Annotated in this window: 16 protein-coding genes and 1 pseudogene; 12 read left to right on the top strand and 5 right to left on the bottom strand. The window is 42.1% G+C overall.

All coding sequences use genetic code 11. From position 1 onward, the window contains the following. Positions 1–50: 50 nt before the first annotated feature. From H589_RS19605 to H589_RS0110000, 5 genes are all read right to left on the bottom strand, one after another. A complete protein-coding gene (locus H589_RS19605) occupies positions 51–992 on the bottom strand; it encodes a glycerophosphodiester phosphodiesterase (protein WP_035075710.1) in 942 nt (313 codons plus the stop codon). A gap of 14 nt (positions 993–1,006) precedes the next feature. Then, positions 1,007–2,287 (bottom strand): TRAP transporter large permease, encoded by a 1,281-nt coding sequence (locus tag H589_RS0110015; protein WP_027721884.1) that lies wholly within the window; start codon positions 2,285–2,287, stop codon positions 1,007–1,009. A gap of 12 nt (positions 2,288–2,299) precedes the next feature. Continuing rightward, a complete protein-coding gene (locus H589_RS0110010; protein WP_027721883.1) occupies positions 2,300–2,785 on the bottom strand; it encodes a TRAP transporter small permease in 486 nt (161 codons plus the stop codon). Between the two features lie 60 nt (positions 2,786–2,845). Then, on the bottom strand, positions 2,846–3,847 hold the full coding sequence (locus H589_RS0110005) for a C4-dicarboxylate TRAP transporter substrate-binding protein (protein WP_027721882.1): 1,002 nt from the start codon (positions 3,845–3,847) through the stop codon (positions 2,846–2,848). Between the two features lie 107 nt (positions 3,848–3,954). Further along, positions 3,955–4,956 carry a LacI family DNA-binding transcriptional regulator gene (locus tag H589_RS0110000; protein WP_027721881.1) on the bottom strand — a complete coding sequence of 334 codons (1,002 nt, stop codon included), beginning with the start codon at positions 4,954–4,956 and terminating at the stop codon, positions 3,955–3,957. 192 nt (positions 4,957–5,148) lie between these two features. Here H589_RS0110000 and H589_RS0109995 point away from each other — a divergent pair, with 192 nt between their 5' ends. The 12 genes and pseudogenes from H589_RS0109995 to H589_RS21260 all read left to right on the top strand — a co-directional run. Beyond that, positions 5,149–6,450, top strand: coding sequence for an MBL fold metallo-hydrolase (locus H589_RS0109995; protein ID WP_084146940.1), 1,302 nt, complete (start codon positions 5,149–5,151; stop codon positions 6,448–6,450). Positions 6,451–6,718: 268 nt separating this feature from the next. Continuing rightward, positions 6,719–8,155 (top strand): aldehyde dehydrogenase, encoded by a 1,437-nt coding sequence (gene aldA, locus H589_RS0109990; protein WP_027721879.1) that lies wholly within the window; start codon positions 6,719–6,721, stop codon positions 8,153–8,155. A gap of 370 nt (positions 8,156–8,525) precedes the next feature. Beyond that, complete coding sequence (locus tag H589_RS0109985) at positions 8,526–9,422, top strand: YitT family protein (protein ID WP_027721878.1); 897 nt, start codon at positions 8,526–8,528, stop codon at positions 9,420–9,422. 35 nt (positions 9,423–9,457) lie between these two features. After that, positions 9,458–9,856: a DUF2391 family protein gene (locus H589_RS0109980; RefSeq protein WP_027721877.1), complete on the top strand. Its 399-nt coding sequence runs from the start codon at positions 9,458–9,460 to the stop codon at positions 9,854–9,856. 106 nt (positions 9,857–9,962) lie between these two features. Beyond that, positions 9,963–10,427, top strand: coding sequence for a Cys-tRNA(Pro) deacylase (gene ybaK, locus H589_RS0109975; protein WP_027721876.1), 465 nt, complete (start codon positions 9,963–9,965; stop codon positions 10,425–10,427). Positions 10,428–10,779: 352 nt separating this feature from the next. Then, positions 10,780–11,979 carry an efflux RND transporter periplasmic adaptor subunit gene (locus tag H589_RS19600; RefSeq protein WP_051249707.1) on the top strand — a complete coding sequence of 400 codons (1,200 nt, stop codon included), beginning with the start codon at positions 10,780–10,782 and terminating at the stop codon, positions 11,977–11,979. 22 nt (positions 11,980–12,001) lie between these two features. Then, positions 12,002–15,115: a multidrug efflux RND transporter permease subunit gene (locus H589_RS0109965; protein ID WP_027721875.1), complete on the top strand. Its 3,114-nt coding sequence runs from the start codon at positions 12,002–12,004 to the stop codon at positions 15,113–15,115. A 226-nt stretch (positions 15,116–15,341) separates the two neighbouring features. Continuing rightward, positions 15,342–15,686: a DUF4405 domain-containing protein gene (locus H589_RS20425; protein ID WP_051249706.1), complete on the top strand. Its 345-nt coding sequence runs from the start codon at positions 15,342–15,344 to the stop codon at positions 15,684–15,686. A gap of 110 nt (positions 15,687–15,796) precedes the next feature. Then, entirely contained in the window at positions 15,797–16,483 is a 687-nt protein-coding gene (locus tag H589_RS0109955) for a response regulator transcription factor (protein WP_027721874.1), read from the top strand. Next, the gene (locus H589_RS0109950) at positions 16,473–17,741 is read left to right on the top strand and encodes a sensor histidine kinase (RefSeq protein ID WP_027721873.1); all 1,269 of its coding nucleotides are present in this window, start codon (positions 16,473–16,475) and stop codon (positions 17,739–17,741) included. The genes H589_RS0109955 and H589_RS0109950 overlap by 11 nt, the downstream gene beginning before the upstream one ends. 137 nt (positions 17,742–17,878) lie before the next feature. Then, positions 17,879–19,015, top strand: a complete 1,137-nt coding sequence (locus H589_RS0109945) for a succinylglutamate desuccinylase/aspartoacylase family protein (protein ID WP_245577098.1) — start codon at positions 17,879–17,881, stop codon at positions 19,013–19,015. 313 nt (positions 19,016–19,328) lie between these two features. Next, positions 19,329–19,762, top strand: a pseudogene (locus H589_RS21260) (sulfite exporter TauE/SafE family protein); the annotation flags it as partial.

Here is a 19,762-nt window from a genome sequence, read left to right as displayed (position 1 = left end):
CGTGGGGTAGGTGCGAAGCTGGAAACTTCGCTCCTATCCCAATCGTCCAGTTAAGATTTATGTACAGCCAGTGCGCTGACAGCCTTTGCGTAAAAATCAGTAAAGATACCATCAACTTTTATGGCGTTCAGTTCTTCCCATTCTTGCGGGAGATTGGCAGTGTATACAAATACGGAAAGTCCTTTTTCGTGGGCTTTTTCAACGAATTCTGCAGACACTGTACGGAACCAGAGATTGACTGAAGTTGCGTTCATTGAGCAGGCAGTCTCTAGCAGCTTCTCATTGTAAAAACGTCCGTCAAGGCAGTCTTCTATCTCTTGTGCCAGGATTGAACGGATATTCTGGTCACTGCATTTTTCATCGAGCAACATGAGATTTTCCGATAGAGTTGCAAATCTCGGGAGCATATAGTCTTCATTACCATAGGCAAAAACATTTGCAAAATAGCATTCCGCTTTCGGACCGGCTTTTGCCAGAAGTATATTTCGACGAATAGCTCCGTCGAGCAGCGCAATCTTTGCAGTAGGACAGATTTCACGAAAGGCTTCGAGTTCTTTCCAGTTGAAGGAACTAACCAGAATGTCTGAAATAGCCAGTTTTTCATCAGCAACATATTTTTTAAACAGCTCACCAGCCCGCCGGCCTGTGTTTTTGCCCTTGAGCTCCAGGTGGATTGCCGGACGTTTGTCCGGTTCACAAGAGGCAAAGAAATCAAAGACTTCAGGAAGAAACGGAATTCGGTCTTTGCCCTGCTCCGGATCACCTGCATAAAGGCTTTTCAGTGTTCTGGAATCCGTCGTTGATACTTCACCTTTACCCGTTGATACTTCTTCAAGGTCGAGATTGTGGACTACAACCAGTTCTCCATCGGCGCAAAGCTGCACGTCAAATTCTATGGCCGGAACATTTTCAGATGTTACTTTTTCAAACGCACGGATCGTATTTTGGTTATATCCTGGATATTTGCATCCTCTATGTCCAATAAGCATCATTTTATCAGTCTCCATTAGATGATGTTGGGAAGAAACATGACCACGGATGGCATGTAGGTTACTATCAGGAGAACGACAAGCAGAGCCAGAATGAAAGGCCAGATCTCACCGATAAATTCTCCAACAGTAGCACCGGTTATGGCACATGTGGTGAACATCATGGAGCCGAACGGCGGCGTTATCCCTCCGATCATGATATTTACGATCATGATTAATCCGAAATGAATTAAATCGATATTCATGCTTTTGACTAGTGGGACCAGAAGTGGTGCGACTATGATCAGCAAAGCACCGCCTTCGAGGAACATACCTAAGACAAGCAGCAGAATGTTGATCACAACCAGAATCATCCAAGGTGAGTTGGAGATTGCCAGGATACTGCGGGTCAACTGGTGGGGAATCCGTTCCCAGCTCATATATTGGCCGAATACTGAGGCCGCGATGATGATTAACATGACTGAGCTTGTGCCCAGCAGTGTATTTTTCATTATGATTGGAAAATGTTCCCATCTCAGCTGTTTGTATAGAAATACCCCGATAATAATACAGAACAGAACTGCCATAGCACCCGCTTCTGTAGGAGTGAAAACTCCGAAACGGATGCCGGCGATGATGCCAAGTGGAAGGAGCAGTCCCCAGATAGATTCTTTAAATTGTGCAAAAATCTCTTTGGGGGAGGCCATTTTTTCCCGTGACGGTTTGTAGCCTCTTTTCTTTGCAATTAAATGTACGGTTAGCATCAGGGCGAAACACATGAGAATACCCGGAGTGTATCCACCGATAAACATTTTGGCCACAGAGACTTGCGCAATAAGGGCGTAAATGATCAGGTTAATTCCCGGAGGGATAACCGGAGCAATGGCGGAAGATGCCGCGGTGATTGCGGTAGCAAAAGGAGTGCTGTAACCTCTCTTCGTCATCTGGGGGACCAGTATTTTAGACTGCATAGCTGCATCTGCATTAGCCGATCCTGATATTCCCCCCATCAGGGTTGACAGTAGGACGTTGACCTGAGCAAGACCACCACGAAGATGCCCGGTCAGCACGTCGGCCATTTTCATCAGGCTTGAACTGATTCCTGAAAAGTTCATTATTTCCCCGGCCATGATGAAAAATGGAATGGCCAGTAAAGGGAAAGATGCGGTGGAGGTTATGAATTTCTGCAGGATCAGGTCTGGCGGTGTTCCCACATCTCCAAAGGTAAAATATGAAAGAGCCGCAGCCAGCAGAGCAAAGGCAATGGGGATACTTGTAAAATATAGGGCCATTACAATGGCTATTGGGAATGTAAGCATGGTTTTCTCTCCTTATCCTGCCTGTTTACCGAAAAGCTGGCATAAATCCTTGTACAGGAAAGCCAAAGCATAAATAGTCATCAGAGAAAAGCCGACCGTAAGTGCGGAGTTGATATAAATTGCTGGAATATCGAGTACCGGCGTACGTTTTAACTTGTTCGCATGGATGTAAAGGATGCTGAGATAAACGATGTATCCATTGATTATGCACATCATACAATCGATGATTACTGCGATAAAATTTTGCCATATTTGGGGGCCTATTTTAGCCACAAAGTCGATTCCGATGTGCATCTTGTATCGATACGCAGCAGCAGAACCAACGAATACGCTCCAGATAAAAGCAGATGTAGCAACCTCTTCAGCCCAGAAAAGGCCGCTTTGAAAAAGATAGCGAAGGGCAACATTGATGATAACGGCCAATACAGTAATACATAGAAAAAAACCGCTTAAAATCAGATCGAAATTTTTTAAAAGAACTTTAGATGCTGTAGACATTGTTCACCACTTTAGAGCGGTGCATGAGAGATATATCCTCCCATGCACCGGCAGTATTGTTTATCTCATTGCGTCGAGTTCGGAGAATATCTTCTTGAAGATTCCGGGGGTCATGCCTTTTTGTTCAGTGTACAGTGGGGCAAGAGCTGCGCGGAAAGCGTCGCCGTCAACTTCGTTGAATTTAACGCCGTAAGACTCAAGTTCTTTTACAACACCACCGTGCTGCGATTTGAGCAGTTCCACCATATTAGTTGCACCCTTGGTGAATTCTTCCTGAATGATAGTCTGATATTTAGCAGGGATTTGGCTCCATACTTTAGTGGAGATGTATACACCGCAGGTTCCGAGAATGTGACGTGTTTTTGCTACGTTCTTGGTAGGACCTTCGTATACTTTTGTTCCAATGTTGGTAAACTCTGATCCTTCCAGACCGTCAACAACCCCCTGCTGTACTGCTGAGAGAGTTTCACCCCATGGCAGTGGTGTAGCTACAGCACCCATTGCGGTAAGAGTGTCAATATATGACTTGGAGCCGGGGGTACGGATTTTCATGCCGCTGAGATCCGCCGGGGTCTTAATAACTTTTTTGGTGATCAGATTGCGGAAACCATAAATATAGTCGAGGGCAAGAATCTTGATACCCTGTTTTTCGGCTTTAGCCTCCATATCTGCGACGAGTTTGGACTGAGTCAGTTTTACGTACTCATCAAAGCTGCGATAAAGCATCGGTGCGTATAGCGCCTTGAAGTCGGGGACATAGTCGCCTAGGAAAGATGGGTCTTCAACAGAAATAAATCTGGCGCCACGTACAACCTGTTCAACACCTTCTTTATATGCAGGCAATTGAGCTTGTGGGAAAGTTTGAATATTAATAGCACCGTCGGTTTTTTCATATATGGATTCAGCTACTGCATCCATGGATTTGGAGAGCTGCTCGGCCGGGCTGAAAACATGGCTCAGTTTCAGGGTTAGTTTGTAGTCGTCAGCCATGCACTGGGTTCCAATGGACAGAGCCAGAAAGGCTCCTGCACAAAGGATGGTAACGGTTTTCTTGAAGTTCATTTTTCTTCCTCCTAAAGTTATTTCGCCTAGCGTAAATGGTTGCTGCAACAATTCCAGCCGCCTTCTTGCTACGGTTTATTCTTTTATGTTTTCTACTTTTTATTTCGTCAGACTATTGCCGTTGTGGATTCTCGGACAACCAGTTTTGTTTCCATCATATGTTGTACCGGGGTAGTCGGATCTGCCATAATCTGCAGTAAAATTTCACAGGCGCGTCTCCCCATTTCATAGGCAGGCTGGCGTATGGAGGTCAGAGACGGGACCATGTAAGAAGCTGTAGGCATATCATCAAAACCTACGATTGACAGATCCTCGGGAAGGTTAAGCCCTGACTCTCTTGCGCCTTTACTTGCACCAAGGGCAATATAGTCGTTGGAACAGAAAACTGCGGTGGGAGGCGAGGATAGTTTGAGGAGGGTCTTGATAGAGTTCCGTCCTCCTATAAGGGAATGTTCTGTCTGGACAAGTAATTCCTTGTCATAAGCAATCCCATTATCTTTGAGACATCTCTTATACCCGTGCCAGCGGTGGTAGCCTCTGTCAGTTACATTGAAGTTTCCAGCGACCATCCCTATCCTTTTGTGTCCAAGAGAAATAAGATGTTCTGTTGCAAGATAGCCCCCCCGGTAGTTGTCAACACCAACTGCCGAGATAGCTCCTCCCTTGATCGTGCTGAAAAGGAGTACAAGAGGAACCCCCTCATCTACCAGTGACTTGATAACCTTACCTTTAGGGTTGGTCGTGGTGATAATTAGTCCATCCACCTGACTTTCCCTGAGTGCGTTGATAAGATTTTCTTCTTGTGAATATTTATATGATGTGTTGCCGAGAATTACTTTGATGTTCTTCTGATCGGCATATTCCTGAACTCCCATTGTAGACTTGGCGAAAACAGGATTGTTGATATTGGGGATGATGAGGCCGATAGTATTGGATCTTTTGGTGGCGAATCCACGCGCAAGGGCATTGTACTTGTAGTTACACATCTTCATCGCCCGTAGAACTTTTTCTCGAGTCTCTTCACGAACTGTTTCGGGGGAGTTGATAACTCTCGACACTGTAGCTGTCGAGACTTGTGCAAGTCGTGCAACATCAAGAATAGTACTCACAAGCAACCTCTATGTGTAAACGTTTACATTTTGGTAGCAGTATGTTTTCAAAAATGTCAACAATTTTATGAAAACTGTTTATTATAAAGGTATATCAGCCATGTTTAACTTATTTTAAATAACTTGTAGTGACAATTTTCTTTCGATAATATTACTGAAATGTAAACATATACATTCATAGAGGATGCGTGAATGACAAGAAGTTGTTTAATAGAGCTGACAGACCGGATACATCGGATTGAATATTGCGGTATGCATGTAGATCTCGTCCGGACATCTAACGGAACAGTGCGGATTGGCAGTATGCCCGATATTGCGAAATTCTTGACGGAACACGGTTTTCGCGAGGAGACAGTGGTGGTTCCTGACTGGGAGGTCTCTTTGGCAGGTGATAACCGGACCGGTGAAGAGTTTATTCTCTGGCAGGCCCAGATCAGGGGTGGGGTTTTAAAAGAATATGTCGGTCAAGAATTTAATATCAATCAGGTCAATAGCCATCTTGAACGCATTTTTCCTTATTTTTTTGATGAGAAGTGTCTTTCTATCGTACGCAAGAAATGGCTGCGGAACTGGTTTAGCCCGAATATAGCTGACCCATGTTATAGTCACGGTGATGTGCAGATTTGTTGCGATAATGGAAATATTACTATTTATGAAGGTGGAAGCACTGTTTATGACCGCAAACAATTTGATTCTTATGAATCTCCCGATGACAAAATTGAATCTCTGCTGACAAGCATTCCCCGAGACGGAGTACACAGGGACTGCCTGGAGGTTCTTCCAATTGGTTGTGGTAACGGTGTTTCCGGGACTGTTGCCAATACCATAGTCAGGTTTGGAGAATATGTAATCTGGATAGATCCGTGCGGTTATCCAGCACATACTCTTGCGCGACATAATATTCATTGGGATGATATTACTCACTTTTTGTTTACTCATAATCATGAAGACCATGTTCAGGGTTTCACTGCCTGTATGTACCGCGCCCGTATGACTGGACGCAAGCTGAACCTGTTGGTTGCAGATAACGTATTCAAAGTTTTAATTGATCTTTATACTCCATTATTTCCTGACCTGAAAGACCATATCAACATGCTTCCGTTGCTGCCTGGGAATCCTTTGCAGCTGGGATCTCTGCAAATTGACAGTCGATGGAATCATCACATTCTGCCTTATGGAACTTTAGGTCTCAGGATATCCGCTGGCGGAAGGAGTTTCGGCTATTCAGGTGATACCAAATATGATGAAACGATCAACCGTATCTTAAAGCGTAAAGAATTGACAGCAGAGTGGTTCGCTACGTGTGATCTTGTTTTTCATGAGATTGAATTTGATAATGCCAAAAGTGTTCATACCCACTGGAAACAGGTTGAATCTCTTCAGCAGAATATCTCCGGAAAAGTTCTCGGCTACCACACCCCGTTTCTTGAGAACAGTCCGTTTCCTCTGGCGCAGGAAGGGGTTCTTTATGTTTTGGATGGCGCTTGGAATTGATAGCGATAGGATAGTTAATCATGGCAGTAATAGTAGTCTGTTCTCTTTGTATGATAGAGAGCTGTTTTTAGGATTTTATGTCTATTGTATTGTTGGTAATATAGAAGTGAGGACTATTAAAATATATTTTTATAAATAATAATTACGTAACCTGATAAAAAAGTATTGAATTTATACGCTGTATATAGGTATAACTCCCGGTGACTAGATTGGATGCTTAAAAATTATATGTGTTTTACATAAAACTTTTAAATTCAGGAGCCCTTGTATGAACACTTATCAGCAATACATTAATGGTGAATTCCGTAATGCGGATTCCAATGAGCAGTTTGCGGTTATCAATCCTTTTACCGAGAAGATAATAGCCATGGCTCCGAAAGGAGGCAAGCATGATGCTGAACTTGCTCTGGAAGCTGCTAGCGTGGCCCAGAAGGAGTGGGCAGCTAAATCTTGCATAGAGCGTGCTGGTTTCTTGAAGAAAATGGCAGAGGTTATCCGGGAAAATCGAGAAATGTTGGCTCGGACTTTAGCTGAAGAACAGGCTAAAATTTTTCCTTTAGCTCAAGTTGAAATTGATGCAACAGCTGAATACTTTGATTATTATGCAGGGTGGGCACGTAAATACGAGGGCGAGGTCATTGAGAGTGACAGGACCAATGAAAATATACTCCTTTATCGCCAGCCTATTGGTGTGGTTGTGGGGATTTGCCCATGGAACTTTCCATTTTTCGTAATGGCCCGCAAGGTAGCTCCATCCATTCTTACCGGTTGCACTATTGTCCTTAAGCCAAGTAGTGAGACGCCTAATACGACTTTTGAGTTTGCTAAATTGGTTTCCAGTATAGGTCTGCCAAACGGAGTACTTAATTTTGTTTCCGGTGGTGGCAGCACTTTGGGTGATGCTTTGGTTCGCAGTTCACAGGTTGGATTGGTTACTCTTACCGGTAGTGTTGAAACCGGTCAGCGAATCATTGCATCCACTGCTGAGAACATCACCAAGACATCACTTGAGTTGGGTGGTAAGGCCCCTGTTATTATTTGTGCAGATTGCGATATGGATATGGCGGTCAAAGCTGTAGTTGATTCAAGAATTATTTTTTCAGGACAGGTCTGCAACTGCGCAGAGCGTGTCTACGTCGAGGCTCCTGTTTACGATGAATTTATGGATAAAGTTACCAGAGCTATGGCTGCGGTTGCTTACGGTGATCCGTTTGCTGATCCAGCTCCGAATATGTCTTGTCAGATTAATTCGGCTCAGCTCACCAAAATTGAGGGAATGGTGGCTAAGGCCCTGGAAGAAGGGGCTGAAGTCCTTGTCGGAGGATCACGTTGTGAAGATCAGCCTACAGGATTTTTCTACAAGCCGACATTGCTGGCCAGTTGTACACAGGATATGGAGATTATACGCAAAGAAATCTTTGGTCCTGTCCTGCCTGTGGTAAAAGTTACTGATTTCGATGAGGCGCTTAATATGGCTAATGATTGTGAGTTCGGCTTGACCTCATCTATATTTACCAATAATATTAGTAAAATGATGCGTGCTATCAATGAACTTAAGTTCGGTGAAACTTACGTAAACCGAGAGCACTTTGAAGCTATTCAGGGATTTCATGCTGGATGGCGTAAATCCGGTATCGGTGGTGCTGATGGTAAGCACGGTTTGTATGAGTATCTTCAGACTCATGTAGCTTATATTCAGTATTAATCTGCGATATCTTTTATAAAGCAGAAAGTCCTGATGTTATCACTGACACTAAAGTTATCTTGACCTTAAATAAGCCGTTTCTTGCTATCGTAGTTAGATATGTAAGGGACGGCTTTTTTCTTATGTGGGAGCTTCGTCTTAATTATTAAATATTTTTTAAGCTAATGATAAGATTATATAATTTAAGTACTTATTCATAATTTCAGCTAAGAATAATTTATAAACATATAATTTTTTTCTTGATGTTTAAAATTATATTCACAAATGTAATGTAGGTCCAAATCATATTGTGTTTTTGGGTTTCCATTTAACTTTAAGTATATGGTTTTAGTCGGCGATGGAAAATATTAAATAAAAATTAAAAGAGAATATGTTAGAACCAATTAAATCTGTTTTAGGCAAAGGGTCTTCATTTCATATAGAGTTTGCTTATTCCGTCTGGTGGAATCTTTTTTTGATTACATGCGGAACAGTAATCACTGCCGTAGCTGTTAAAAGCCTTGCTGTACCCTATGAGTTTATGGCTGGAGGTGTTTTTGGATTAGCTTCACTTATTTATTATATAACCGAACTGCTTTCTCCCGGCTGGATTTATTTTTTACTTAGTATTCCGCTCTTTATCTTTGCCTGGGTGAAGGTCAGTAGACGCTTTTTCTGGTATAGCCTTTACGCGACTTTTACTACTACAGCAGCTTATGAGTTACTCACAATTCCTATGCCTGTGCATAATGAGCTGTACGCAGCTGTTGCATGTGGGGCTTTGGTCGGACTAGGTTCCGGTATAGTTTTACGTTCTTTAGGTTCAAACGGTGGACTTGATGTACTTGCCGTATACCTTTTTCAAAGATTTAATATTGGAATTGGTAAGGTTTACATTATTTTTAATGCAGTTATTTTCAGCCTGAGTTTAACTGAGCTCTCTCTTGATGTGATTATTGCATCATTTATTCTTGTTTTTATTTCTTCTGTTGTTGTTGATCAAACTCTTTCAATGTTTAGCCAGAGAAAAGTTGTTTTTATTATTTCTAAAAGTATTGAAATGATTTGCCACGATATTCTTCATGAGATGAAGCAGAGTGCCACTTTTATCAAAGGGCAGGGGGCGTATTTACGTGAGGATACAAATATTTTGATGACAGTAGTCAATAATATTCAGCTCAAAAAGTTGGAAGAAATCGCATTCAGGCACGATGAAAAGGTACTACTGATTGTTGAAAACACTTTCTCTGTGATGGGATCAAGTTTTTCAAGGCGTAAAGTTTATTAGGAGTACAGTTTTCCGCAATATCCTAAGGAGGCTTTATGAAAGAATGGAGTTTCAATTTTGAAGACCTGAGTCAATTGTCCATAGGGGCTTTTGCCTTGGCTGTCCCCATATCATTCTCCGAAGAAGCCTGGCGTCTGGGTGAGACTTTGCCGGTATTGAATTTGGTCTATATTACCGGTTTATCGATTTTAAGCTTAGCTTTGTTTACATATCAAGTCGTTTTTCAAGGAGAAATCAAGAAAAGACGCTTGGGTTTTATCTTGAGAGTCTTTTTGGCTTATATAATCACCGGAGTCGTCGTTGCCTTAGTCCTTACGTCTATTGATAAATTTCCAATGGCTACAGAGCCTCTGATTGCCGTTCGAAGATTGATAGTAGTTGCAATGCCGGCTTCTATGGGCGCGATTGTTGTTGATGGCCTTGATAAAGAGTGATTTTTGTCGTGCATTAGCATTGAACAGACTGTTTTCTCTGGCGGGGATAGATGAAGGCGAAAAATAGTATATTGCAAAACAAAGTTTCATTTTGTAGAATTGGTATATGACTCCTGCAATTAATATAGCCAAAAAGAAAAAGATTCTATTTACTGTCCATGAATATGAACACGATCCGGCAGCTGAATCATACGGCGTCGAAGCAGCTGAAAAGCTGGGGGTTGACCCCGACAGAGTATTTAAGACTCTTGTAGTGGCAAATGACAAGAATCTGATAGTAGCAGTTGTTCCGGTTATGAAGCGGTTAGACCTTAAATTGCTGGCGAAAGCTGTTGGTGTAAAAAAGGTAGGCATGGCGGACGTAAAGATTGTGGAACGGACAACAGGGTATGTTGTCGGTGGCGTCAGTCCTCTCGGCCAAAAAAAATTGCTCCCGACTTATATTGATAGTTCAGCAGAAGGGTGTGAAACCATTTTTGTCAGTGCCGGACGCAGGGGAGTGGATATAGAACTTTCTCCAGATGATCTTGTTAAACTTCTGAAGGCATCCTACAAAGCGTTCGCTAAATAACTTTTTCAATCAATTTTTGTTCTTGTTTTTTATGGCTGGCAGGTGGTCTGTTTTTGAGTGAATTGAAAGCATAGTACATGTGTGAACCGTATTAGCTGACTTTATCGTAGTCAGTTAATACGGTTTTTTATGCGTTATAGATTAAAACCATGGGGATTAGTTTCTTTTATCGGTTGCGTGTTATCATACTTAGTTCATGAATTTTAGAGATTATATCTCTGATTCTTACAATGATTAACCATTAGTTAACCTGTCAAATGGTATCTTTACACGATCTTAATTTTATAATCGTTAAATTTTTAATAGTAATTACGTACCTTATTTGAGGGCATTAAATATCTCAGGAGTATATATGAATAGTTATATAAAAGAGTTGAAAAATATTACGACTGTAGTCGCTGCGAGCATGATGGTGATGGTGTTTTTTAGTTCCGGTTGTAAGAGTGCCGAGACGGCGCAGGCTAAGGAAAAACCTCAGCAAAGAGCTGTTCAAGTTGATGTTGCTGAGGTTAAGACAACCTCTTTACGTAAAGAAATCGAACTCCCTGGACGTATTTCAGCTCGCAGAATTGCACAAGTTCGTGCAAGAGTCGCAGGAATTGTTCTTAGCAGAGATTTCAAAGAAGGCAGTCACGTGAAAAAAGGACAGCCTTTATTTCACATAGACCCTGCCCAGTTTAACGCAGCATTGTCCTTGGCGAAAGCAGATCTTGCAAAAGCTGAAGCTAACATGGTTGACTTGGAAGCAACTGCCAAACGTTACAGTAAACTTATCAAGACTAAATCGATCAGTCAGTCAGAGTATGACACTGCTGTAAACACATACAGAGCTGCGAAGGCGAGTAAGGATGCAGCAGAGGCGGCAGTACGTTCATCTTCTTTAAATCTCAGTTACGCAACCGTTGTAGCGCCTATTTCTGGTAGGATCGGGCGTGCTTTTATAACAGAAGGTGCGCTCGTAGGTGAGGGCGAGGCTACTCATCTGGCAACTATCCAGCAGCTTAACCCAATCTATGCAGATATTAATGAACCTGTTTCGGAATACCTTAAACTCAAGGCTGCAATGAACAAGGCAGTGCACGAAGATAGTGCTGCCGATGTGACTGTTTCTGTTGATAATGTTGATTATGTTGCAAAAGGAAAGCTTTTGTTTTCTGACGTTACAGTCGATCAAAGTAGTGGACAGGTTTCTCTTAGAAGTGAATTTCCTAACGATGATGGGATGCTGCTTCCGGGTATGTTCGTGCGCATAAAGATCAAGCTAGGCAACAGCCGTGATGCTATTTTGGTCCCACAGAGAGCCGTAATGGTCGGTCATGGCGGAACAGCACAGGTTTACGTTGTCGACAGTCAAAATAAAGTTCAGCCTCGCGCAATTAAAACCGGATCTATGGAAGAGGGTGGTCTCTGGCAGATTACTGAAGGTCTTAAAGCTGGAGAGCGCGTAGTCATTAACGGAACCGGTAAGCTTAAGCCGGGAATGACCGTCTCTATAAAGAAAGTGGAAAATTCTACCGTCGCATTAAAAGAAACTGACAGTAAACAGCAATAAATCAGATTAGAGATAAAAATATATGTCACGATTTTTTATTGATAGGCCCAACTTTGCCTGGGTTGTCGCTATATTTATTTTATTGGCCGGGGTTTTGTCTATTCCCGGTATGGCCGTGGAAAAGTTACCACAGGTTGCACCTCCGCAGATTACTATTGACGCACAATACCCCGGAGCTTCAGCAACGACTATCAACGAATCCGTAGTAAGTCTCATTGAAGAGGAACTTAACGGAGCAAAAGGGTTATTGTATTATGAATCTACCAGTAGCTCTACCGGTTCTGCGAAGATCACAGTTACCTTCAAGCCCGGAACAGACCCGGATATGGCTCAAGTTGATGTGCAGAACCGTGTTCAAAAGGCTGAATCTCGTCTACCTCAGTCTGTAAGAGATCAGGGTGTTACAATTGAACAGGCCAACTCCGGCTTTCTGATGATTTATGCTTTGCGTTATAAAAAAGATAACGAAGGTAAAGATCGTCAGCTTCTGGCAGATATTATGGCCCGTAATATGAATAATGAAATTCGCCGTGTTGACGGCGTGGGTACATTGCAGTTCTTTGCTTCAGAAAGTGCAATGCGTGTATGGGTCGACCCTCAGAAGCTTCTCAGTTTCGGACTTGATCTTTCTGATGTAGCCTCGGCTATTAAGGCTCAGAATGTTCAGGTCCCAGCAGGTAGTTTCGGTTCGCGTCCTGTGGCTTCAGATCAGGAGATTCAAGCGACATTCATGGTTCAGGGTCTTCTTGAAACTCCTGAAGAATTTGGAAAAATTTTGCTTCATGCCGGACTTGACGGCTCAACTGTTCATCTTTCCGATGTTGCTAAGATTGAAATAGGCCCTGAGTCCTATAATGTTGTTTCCCGTCTGAATGGTACTCCTGCTGCTGCTGCCGCAGTTCAGCTCGCTCCCGGGGCAAATGCTCTTGGAACAGTCCAGCGCGTTAGGGCTCGTCTTGATGAGCTGGCCAAAACTTTACCGTCGGATATGGAAATAGCCATTCCACTGGATACTTCCACTTTCGTCGATGTTGCTATTGAGAAAGTTCTTCATACCCTGCTGGAAGCTATCGCACTTGTTTTTCTGGTAATGTTTCTGTTTTTGCAGAATTTTCGCTATACAATTATTCCTACCATTGTTGTCCCCGTGTGCGTGCTTGGCTCATTTGCAGTTATGAATTTAGTTGGTTTCTCCATCAACATGATGACTATGTTCGGAATGGTTCTAGCCATCGGTATTCTTGTTGATGATGCGATTGTTGTTGTTGAGAACGTAGAGCGCATAATGTCTACTGAAGGGTTGCCGCCACGTGAAGCAACAATCAAAGCTATGGGGCAGATCTCAGGCGCAATCGTCGGTATTACTCTGGTTCTTTCTGCTGTATTCCTTCCGCTTGGTTTTATGAGCGGTTCTGTCGGTGTTATTTATCGCCAGTTCGCAATTTCAGTTGCTGTTTCAATTTTGATTTCCGGATTTTTGGCTCTGACACTGACTCCAGCTCTTTGTACGACAATACTTAAGCCTATTCCAAAAGGACATCATGAAGAGAAAGGTGGCTTTTTTGGATGGTTTAACAGGCTTTTTGCTAATCTTGGAAGTCGTTATCAAAAGTTGACTGGAGCACTTGTTACACGGACAGTAAGATGTATGCTTGTATATGGTATTATGCTTGTTGTTCTTGGTTATTTTTATATGCAGCTCCCTGAGTCATTTGTTCCGACAGAGGATCAGGGGAACCTTTTTGTCAGTGTTCAGCTTCCTCCTGGGGCAACATATTCAAGAACACTTGATGTTATAAAAGATGTTGAAGGTTATTTTAAATCACGCCCTGCCGTTGAATCGACTTTTACTGTTATCGGATTCAGTTTCTCCGGTCTGGGTGAAAATGCCGCTCTTGGAGTTCCTGTTTTAAAGGACTGGTCAAAACGTGGAAAGGGACAGTCCGCACAAGATGAAGTAGGTATGGCCAACAGAGTCCTTTCCCAGAATACTGACGGTTCTATTTTTACTGTTAACCCCCCTCCTGTTGACGGGATGGGTAATACCGGCGGGTTTGCCTTACGTCTTCAGGATCGAGCCAACGTTGGTCGAGCTGTGCTCACACAAGCTTTGGGAATGGTTTTGGGCAAAGCTAATGCTTCCCCTATCATTGCCTACGCCATGCCTCAGTGGCTGCCTGATGCTCCGCAGTTTCGACTGGTTATAGATCGTGAGAAAGCGGAAACTCTTGGAGTAAGTTTTGCTGATATCAAGACAGTGCTCTCCAGTGCTTACGGTTCAAATATGGTCGCAGACTTTGTTAACGCCGGAAGGGTGCAAAGAGTCGTTATTCAGGCTGATGCTCAAAGTCGTAAGAATCCTAAGAGTCTGGACAATCTGTATGTGCCTAACTCAAGAGGAGGGCAGGTTCCTATGAGGTCTTTGATCCACACTAAGTGGGAGACCGGACCTGTACAGATTGTCCGCTATAACGGTTACAATGCTTTCAAAATAATGGGGGATGCTGCTCCGGGACATAGTTCCGGAGAAGTTATGGCCGAACTTGAAAAGATTATGAAAGATCTTCCTCCCGGAATAGGATATGAATGGACAGAGCTTTCATATCAGGAAAAATATGCAGGAGGGCAGGCTCCTATCTTGTTCGCTCTCGCGCTGCTTGTCGTTTTTCTTTTACTGGTTGCTCTGTATGAAAACTGGGCTATTCCGTTTTCCGTTATGCTCATTGTCCCAATTGGAGCTTTAGGAGCGGTTGCTGCTGTAACCATTTTACATATGTCCAATGATGTTTACTTCAAAGTTGGACTGATCACTATTATCGGCCTTGCTGCAAAAAACGCTATTCTTATTGTTGAAGTGGCCAAACAGTATTATGCTGATGGTTACAGTTTGAAGGAGTCAGCCGTTAAAAGTGCCGGTTTGCGTTTCCGGCCGATCATTATGACTTCTATGGCTTTTATTCTAGGTGTTCTTCCTCTTGCTCTTGCAACAGGAGCAGGAGCAGCAAGTCAGAAGGCTCTTGGTGTAGGTGTTATCGGGGGTATGATCAGCGCAACAGGACTCGGTGTTATTTTCGCTCCTGTTTTCTTTGTCGGGGTACTTTCAGTCGTTGAGTTTTTTAAAAGAAAAAATGCATAATACTGCATTTCAGAAAAATAATTAGTTATAAAATAATAAATAGGTATTGCCGGAGGAAAACAAAGTGTTTTTCTCCGGCTTTTTTCGTGATGAAGGGTAAATGTCTTTTTGTTGACTTTGCATTAACCCATCATCAGCTATTGTTAATTATTGATATTTAAATGGTGGGAAAAGTTAATATAAACTTATAAGTGTATGTTTAAAGTTAAGTTTGGCAGGATATAATATGTTTGAAAAAATTGCAGACCGTTCGTTTCTTTCTCCGGCAGTGGCTTTTACTTTTATCCCGGTTGCTTTGTCTGGGTTATTTTTGCTGTTCCATGTTCGCTTTGATGGTATTAAAGGTATTCATCAGTGGCTTGGTCTTGCATTTATTATCTTTTGCTCATTCCATATTATGGTTAACTGGAGATGCCTGCTTAAATATTTCAGCAAAAGGGAAGCTCACGTTGCCTTGATCCTGACAATTGTTTTGACTCTTACCTGTGCTGTGTTGGGGGGTAAAAATAGGAATGGCAGTCATCAGTTTCATAAGGGTGGAGTCATTTATAGTGAGGGATTGCATAAATAGGTTTTTGCTATCGATTTTTTAAGTAAATGCTGATTTTATAGAGTTGTTGATTAAGTCGCGACTCATGTGTCTCCCTGATTGCAGGATGAAAAGTTGTAAAGGAGAATTCGGTGGGAATATCCGTATTGCTTGTAGAGGACGATTATGATTTAGCCGCAGCTGTTGTAGGCTCTCTTGAGCTTGAAGGTATTAGTTGTGACCACGCCTCCAATGGGATGCATGGGTATGAATTAGCTACCCAGAATGATTATGATGTCCTGATGTTTGATGTAATGCTTCCTCGATTGAGCGGAATTGGTTTGTGCGATAAATTGAGGAAGGAGGGCTTGGATACCCCTGTTCTGATGCTTACTGCATTGGATACACTTGATGATAAAACTGCCGGGTTTAATGCGGGTACGGACGACTATCTGACGAAACCTTTTGATATGGAAGAATTGCTGCTTCGTATTAGAGCTTTATCCAGGCGCTATAGTCGTCAGTCACGCAAATTTATTGCTGCCGGTCTGGAAATGAATCTTGATACTCATGAAGTATGGCGTAATGGGCAGTCTCTCAATTTGACTCCTACTGAGTGGAAATTGCTTCAGGAACTTGTGATGAACAGTCCCAAAGTTGTCTCACGTGCCAAACTGGAACAGGCTGTCTGGGGTGATTCAATTCCGTCTCAGAGTCTTTTGAAGGTTTATCTAAATAAACTCCGCAAGAAAGTTGACGGTCCTGATTTCTGTCCAATCATCCACACTGTTCCCGGAGTAGGGGTTGTTCTAAGACAGGAGGACGAATGTGCAGAATAGTCAGAGCATAAAAAAACTTGTTGTTGTTTTTGTTCTTATTGCATGTTCGGTAATGGTGGTTTCTTACTCTGTACTAGTGAATATCTTTTTTGAAAAAGGTTTGGGGCTTGCTGTACAGCATCGCCTGGAATTGGAGGCAAGTTCTTATTCTGCAGCGTACGATAAAGACCATGCGGCAAGACTTCCCGAAGCAGCTAATTTTAGAACTTTTGAAAAGTATAATGACTTATCTCCCGACATTAAGGACGTTTTTAGCCCTTCTGATTTTCCAATAGGAAAATTTATCGTAGTTAAACCTAATATAGATGATGAGGATACATTTCATTTTGTTTATTCATGGAAACGTCAGGATGATGTGGTCCTGTACTTTGTATATAGTCTGGGTGATGCGGATAGGTCTGAAATTATACATTCAACTGCTCACGGGATTTTATATTACTCCATAGCTACAGGCCTGATATCACTTTTGGTAATAATCCTCGTTGCCATGCTGATGATGCGCCGTATTGCAAGACTTGTCTCCCATCTGGTGGATTGGGCTTTTAAACTCAATAAAGACAATGTGGAGGATTCTGCACAAAACTTTGAGTATAAAGAGCTTAATCAACTTGCCGCTCTGTATCAGGATAATATGCGCCGTCAAATGGCTAGTATTCAAAGGGAGAAACGGTTTCTGCGTAATGCCAGTCATGAATTGCGCACTCCTGTTGCCGTGCTGCAAACCAATTTGGACTGGTTGAATCGTCTGGGGGTAGGAAGCGACGAGAAGTTTGAGAGACCCTTCCGCAGCATGCGGAAAGCTGTAAAGAATATGAAGGAACTTATAGCTACTCTGCTGTGGGTGGAGAAAAAGGATGTGAGTTCAGTTCCCAGACATGAAGTATGTGTAGATAAAGATTTACTTGGTATTATTGAAGAAAATTCATATCTATTAGCTGATAAAGATGTTCATGTCAGGAAAGATATACATGCCCAAAGCATGCTTGTTCCAGAAATACTGGGAAGGATAATCTGGAGTAACATTATCCGTAATGCCTTCCAGCACTCTTATGAGGGGGACGTTGAAATCAGTCTTTTAGATGGAGTGCTGATTGTTAAAAATGCTATTGCTTCTAATGCCGGTGAAGATTCTAGTGACAGTTTCGGGCTAGGGCTGATGCTTATTCAGGAGTTGATTGAAAGTATAGGCTGGAAGCTGGTTCTTGAAGAGGGGGCGGATTCTTACTCTGCTATATTGTACATGCACTCATTAAAGTAATTTTTCAGAAAGTATTATCTGTGCCCAATAGTTAGTGTGCCGACTGGAGTTAACATCTCAATTGCATTTATTTGTGTGGAAGATTTTTAAGCAAAGATCTATAAACAGATTTATTAGAAAAACCAGACAATTAAATTTTGAAGAAGGTCGTAGATAACTTCATTGCAGCAAATAGAAATGAAAAAGACATTTTGACAACTAAATTTGAGGCGCGTGATAAAGTGAGAAGAGGACGTAAAGCATTCAGTATTGCCGGAGAATCTATTGATCCGGGGACACGTGGGACTATTGATATAGCTGCGGCTAAACTTTATAACCGCAATGAATTATTCATGAACATTCATGTCGTGCATGGAAAATCTGACGGTCCGGTATTGTTTGTTTCCGGCGCAGTGCATGGTGATGAGATAAATGGTGTTGAAATAATCCGCCGCCTGCTTAAGCTTAAACTATTGAACTCCTTACGGGGGACACTTATTGCCGTTCCGGTAGTTAACTCTTTCGGTTTTGTTAATAGATCTCGTTATTTACCTGATCGTCGTGATCTTAATCGGTTTTTCCCAGGATCTCCAACTGGGTCTTTGACCGGACAGCTTGCTTCTATTTTTATGGAAGAAGTTGTTTTGCGATCAACGCATGGCATTGATTTTCATACAGGTGCCAATATGCGCAGTAATCTGCCGCAAATCAGGGCTGTCGTAAGCGATCCGAAGGTTAAAGAAATGGCAATGGCTTTCGGTGCTCCGGTCGTGCTTGATGCAGAACTTCGTGATGGATCATTGCGTAGTGCTGCATATGACAAAAATATTCCCATGCTTTTGTTTGAAGGTGGTCAATCTATGCGTTTTGACCAGATTCCTATTCGTGTTGGAGTACAGGGTGTTATTTCGGTAATGCGCTACTTGGGGATGCTTCCGAAAGCAAAGACTCATTCAAAACGTATTCCTTCAGTTCTAGCTAAAAGTTCAACATGGGCAAGAGCATCATCTAGCGGAGTTTTTTTACCACGTGTAAATCTAGGTGATATTATAAATAAAAAACAGGTGATTGGAATAGTTACTGATCCTCTGGGAGAGCATGAACATCAAATCCTATCTCCTGCCAGCGGTATAGTTATCGGGCAATTGCAAAGTCCACTTGTTCATAAAGGAGATGCAGTCAGTCATGTTGCCAGTATCAGTGATATGGATATTGCAGAAAATGCTCTTGATTCATTTCAACGTGAATTTGAGATTGAATCAAAGTTACAGCAGTATGAAGAAGGGTATTTGTAAAAAAGATAGTAGGTTAAAGATAAGTCATGATTTTAAGTTACCTGTCAGGATTGTATAGGATCTTTAATACGCTGTAGACGTATTCAACTGCATTATGTCGGTCAGTTTTAAACTTGTTTTATGGGTGTTAATTGATGACATCTACTTCGTATTACAGATTAAAATATTATAAATTTTTAAGTATAAATTATTTATATAAAGCCGGAATATTTTTTCCGGCTTTATTTTTTTAAAATAGTTTGACGTTCAAACTAAAGTTTGGCAAGAAGTTTGGACATCATTTAATTTGATATTCAAACTAAACGGAGACAGTATGGAATTCGAAACAATATTTTTAGTAGCTATGCAGTCCAGTTTTTTTCTGGGCTTGATACACGGGGTTAATCCCTGTGGACATTCATGGCTTATTCTGGCCCCTTTTGTTTATGGTGAAAAGAGTGGAAAGCGGGTTTTCAATCTCACTTCGGCTTTTATTCTAGGGACATCATCAGCCTGCCTCATTATAGGATTTACTCTTGGATCCATTTCTTTAAGTATCCCGCAATCTCTGGGGTATGTCGTAGATATTATAACTATCGGTATACTTGTAGTTTTAGGTGGAATTCTGATTGTTAAGCCTGAGCTTTTGCATAATCACGACCATGATCATAACCATGACCACAGTCACGAGCATGACCACAGTCACGAGCATGACCACAGTCACGAGCATGACCACAGTCACGAGCATGACCACAGTCACGAGCATGA

Source organism: Maridesulfovibrio zosterae DSM 11974, from assembly GCF_000425265.1.
Taxonomy (GTDB): domain Bacteria; phylum Desulfobacterota; class Desulfovibrionia; order Desulfovibrionales; family Desulfovibrionaceae; genus Maridesulfovibrio; species Maridesulfovibrio zosterae.
Note: the sequence above shows the minus strand (reverse complement) of the source record. Positions and strands in the feature narration are given on the sequence as shown.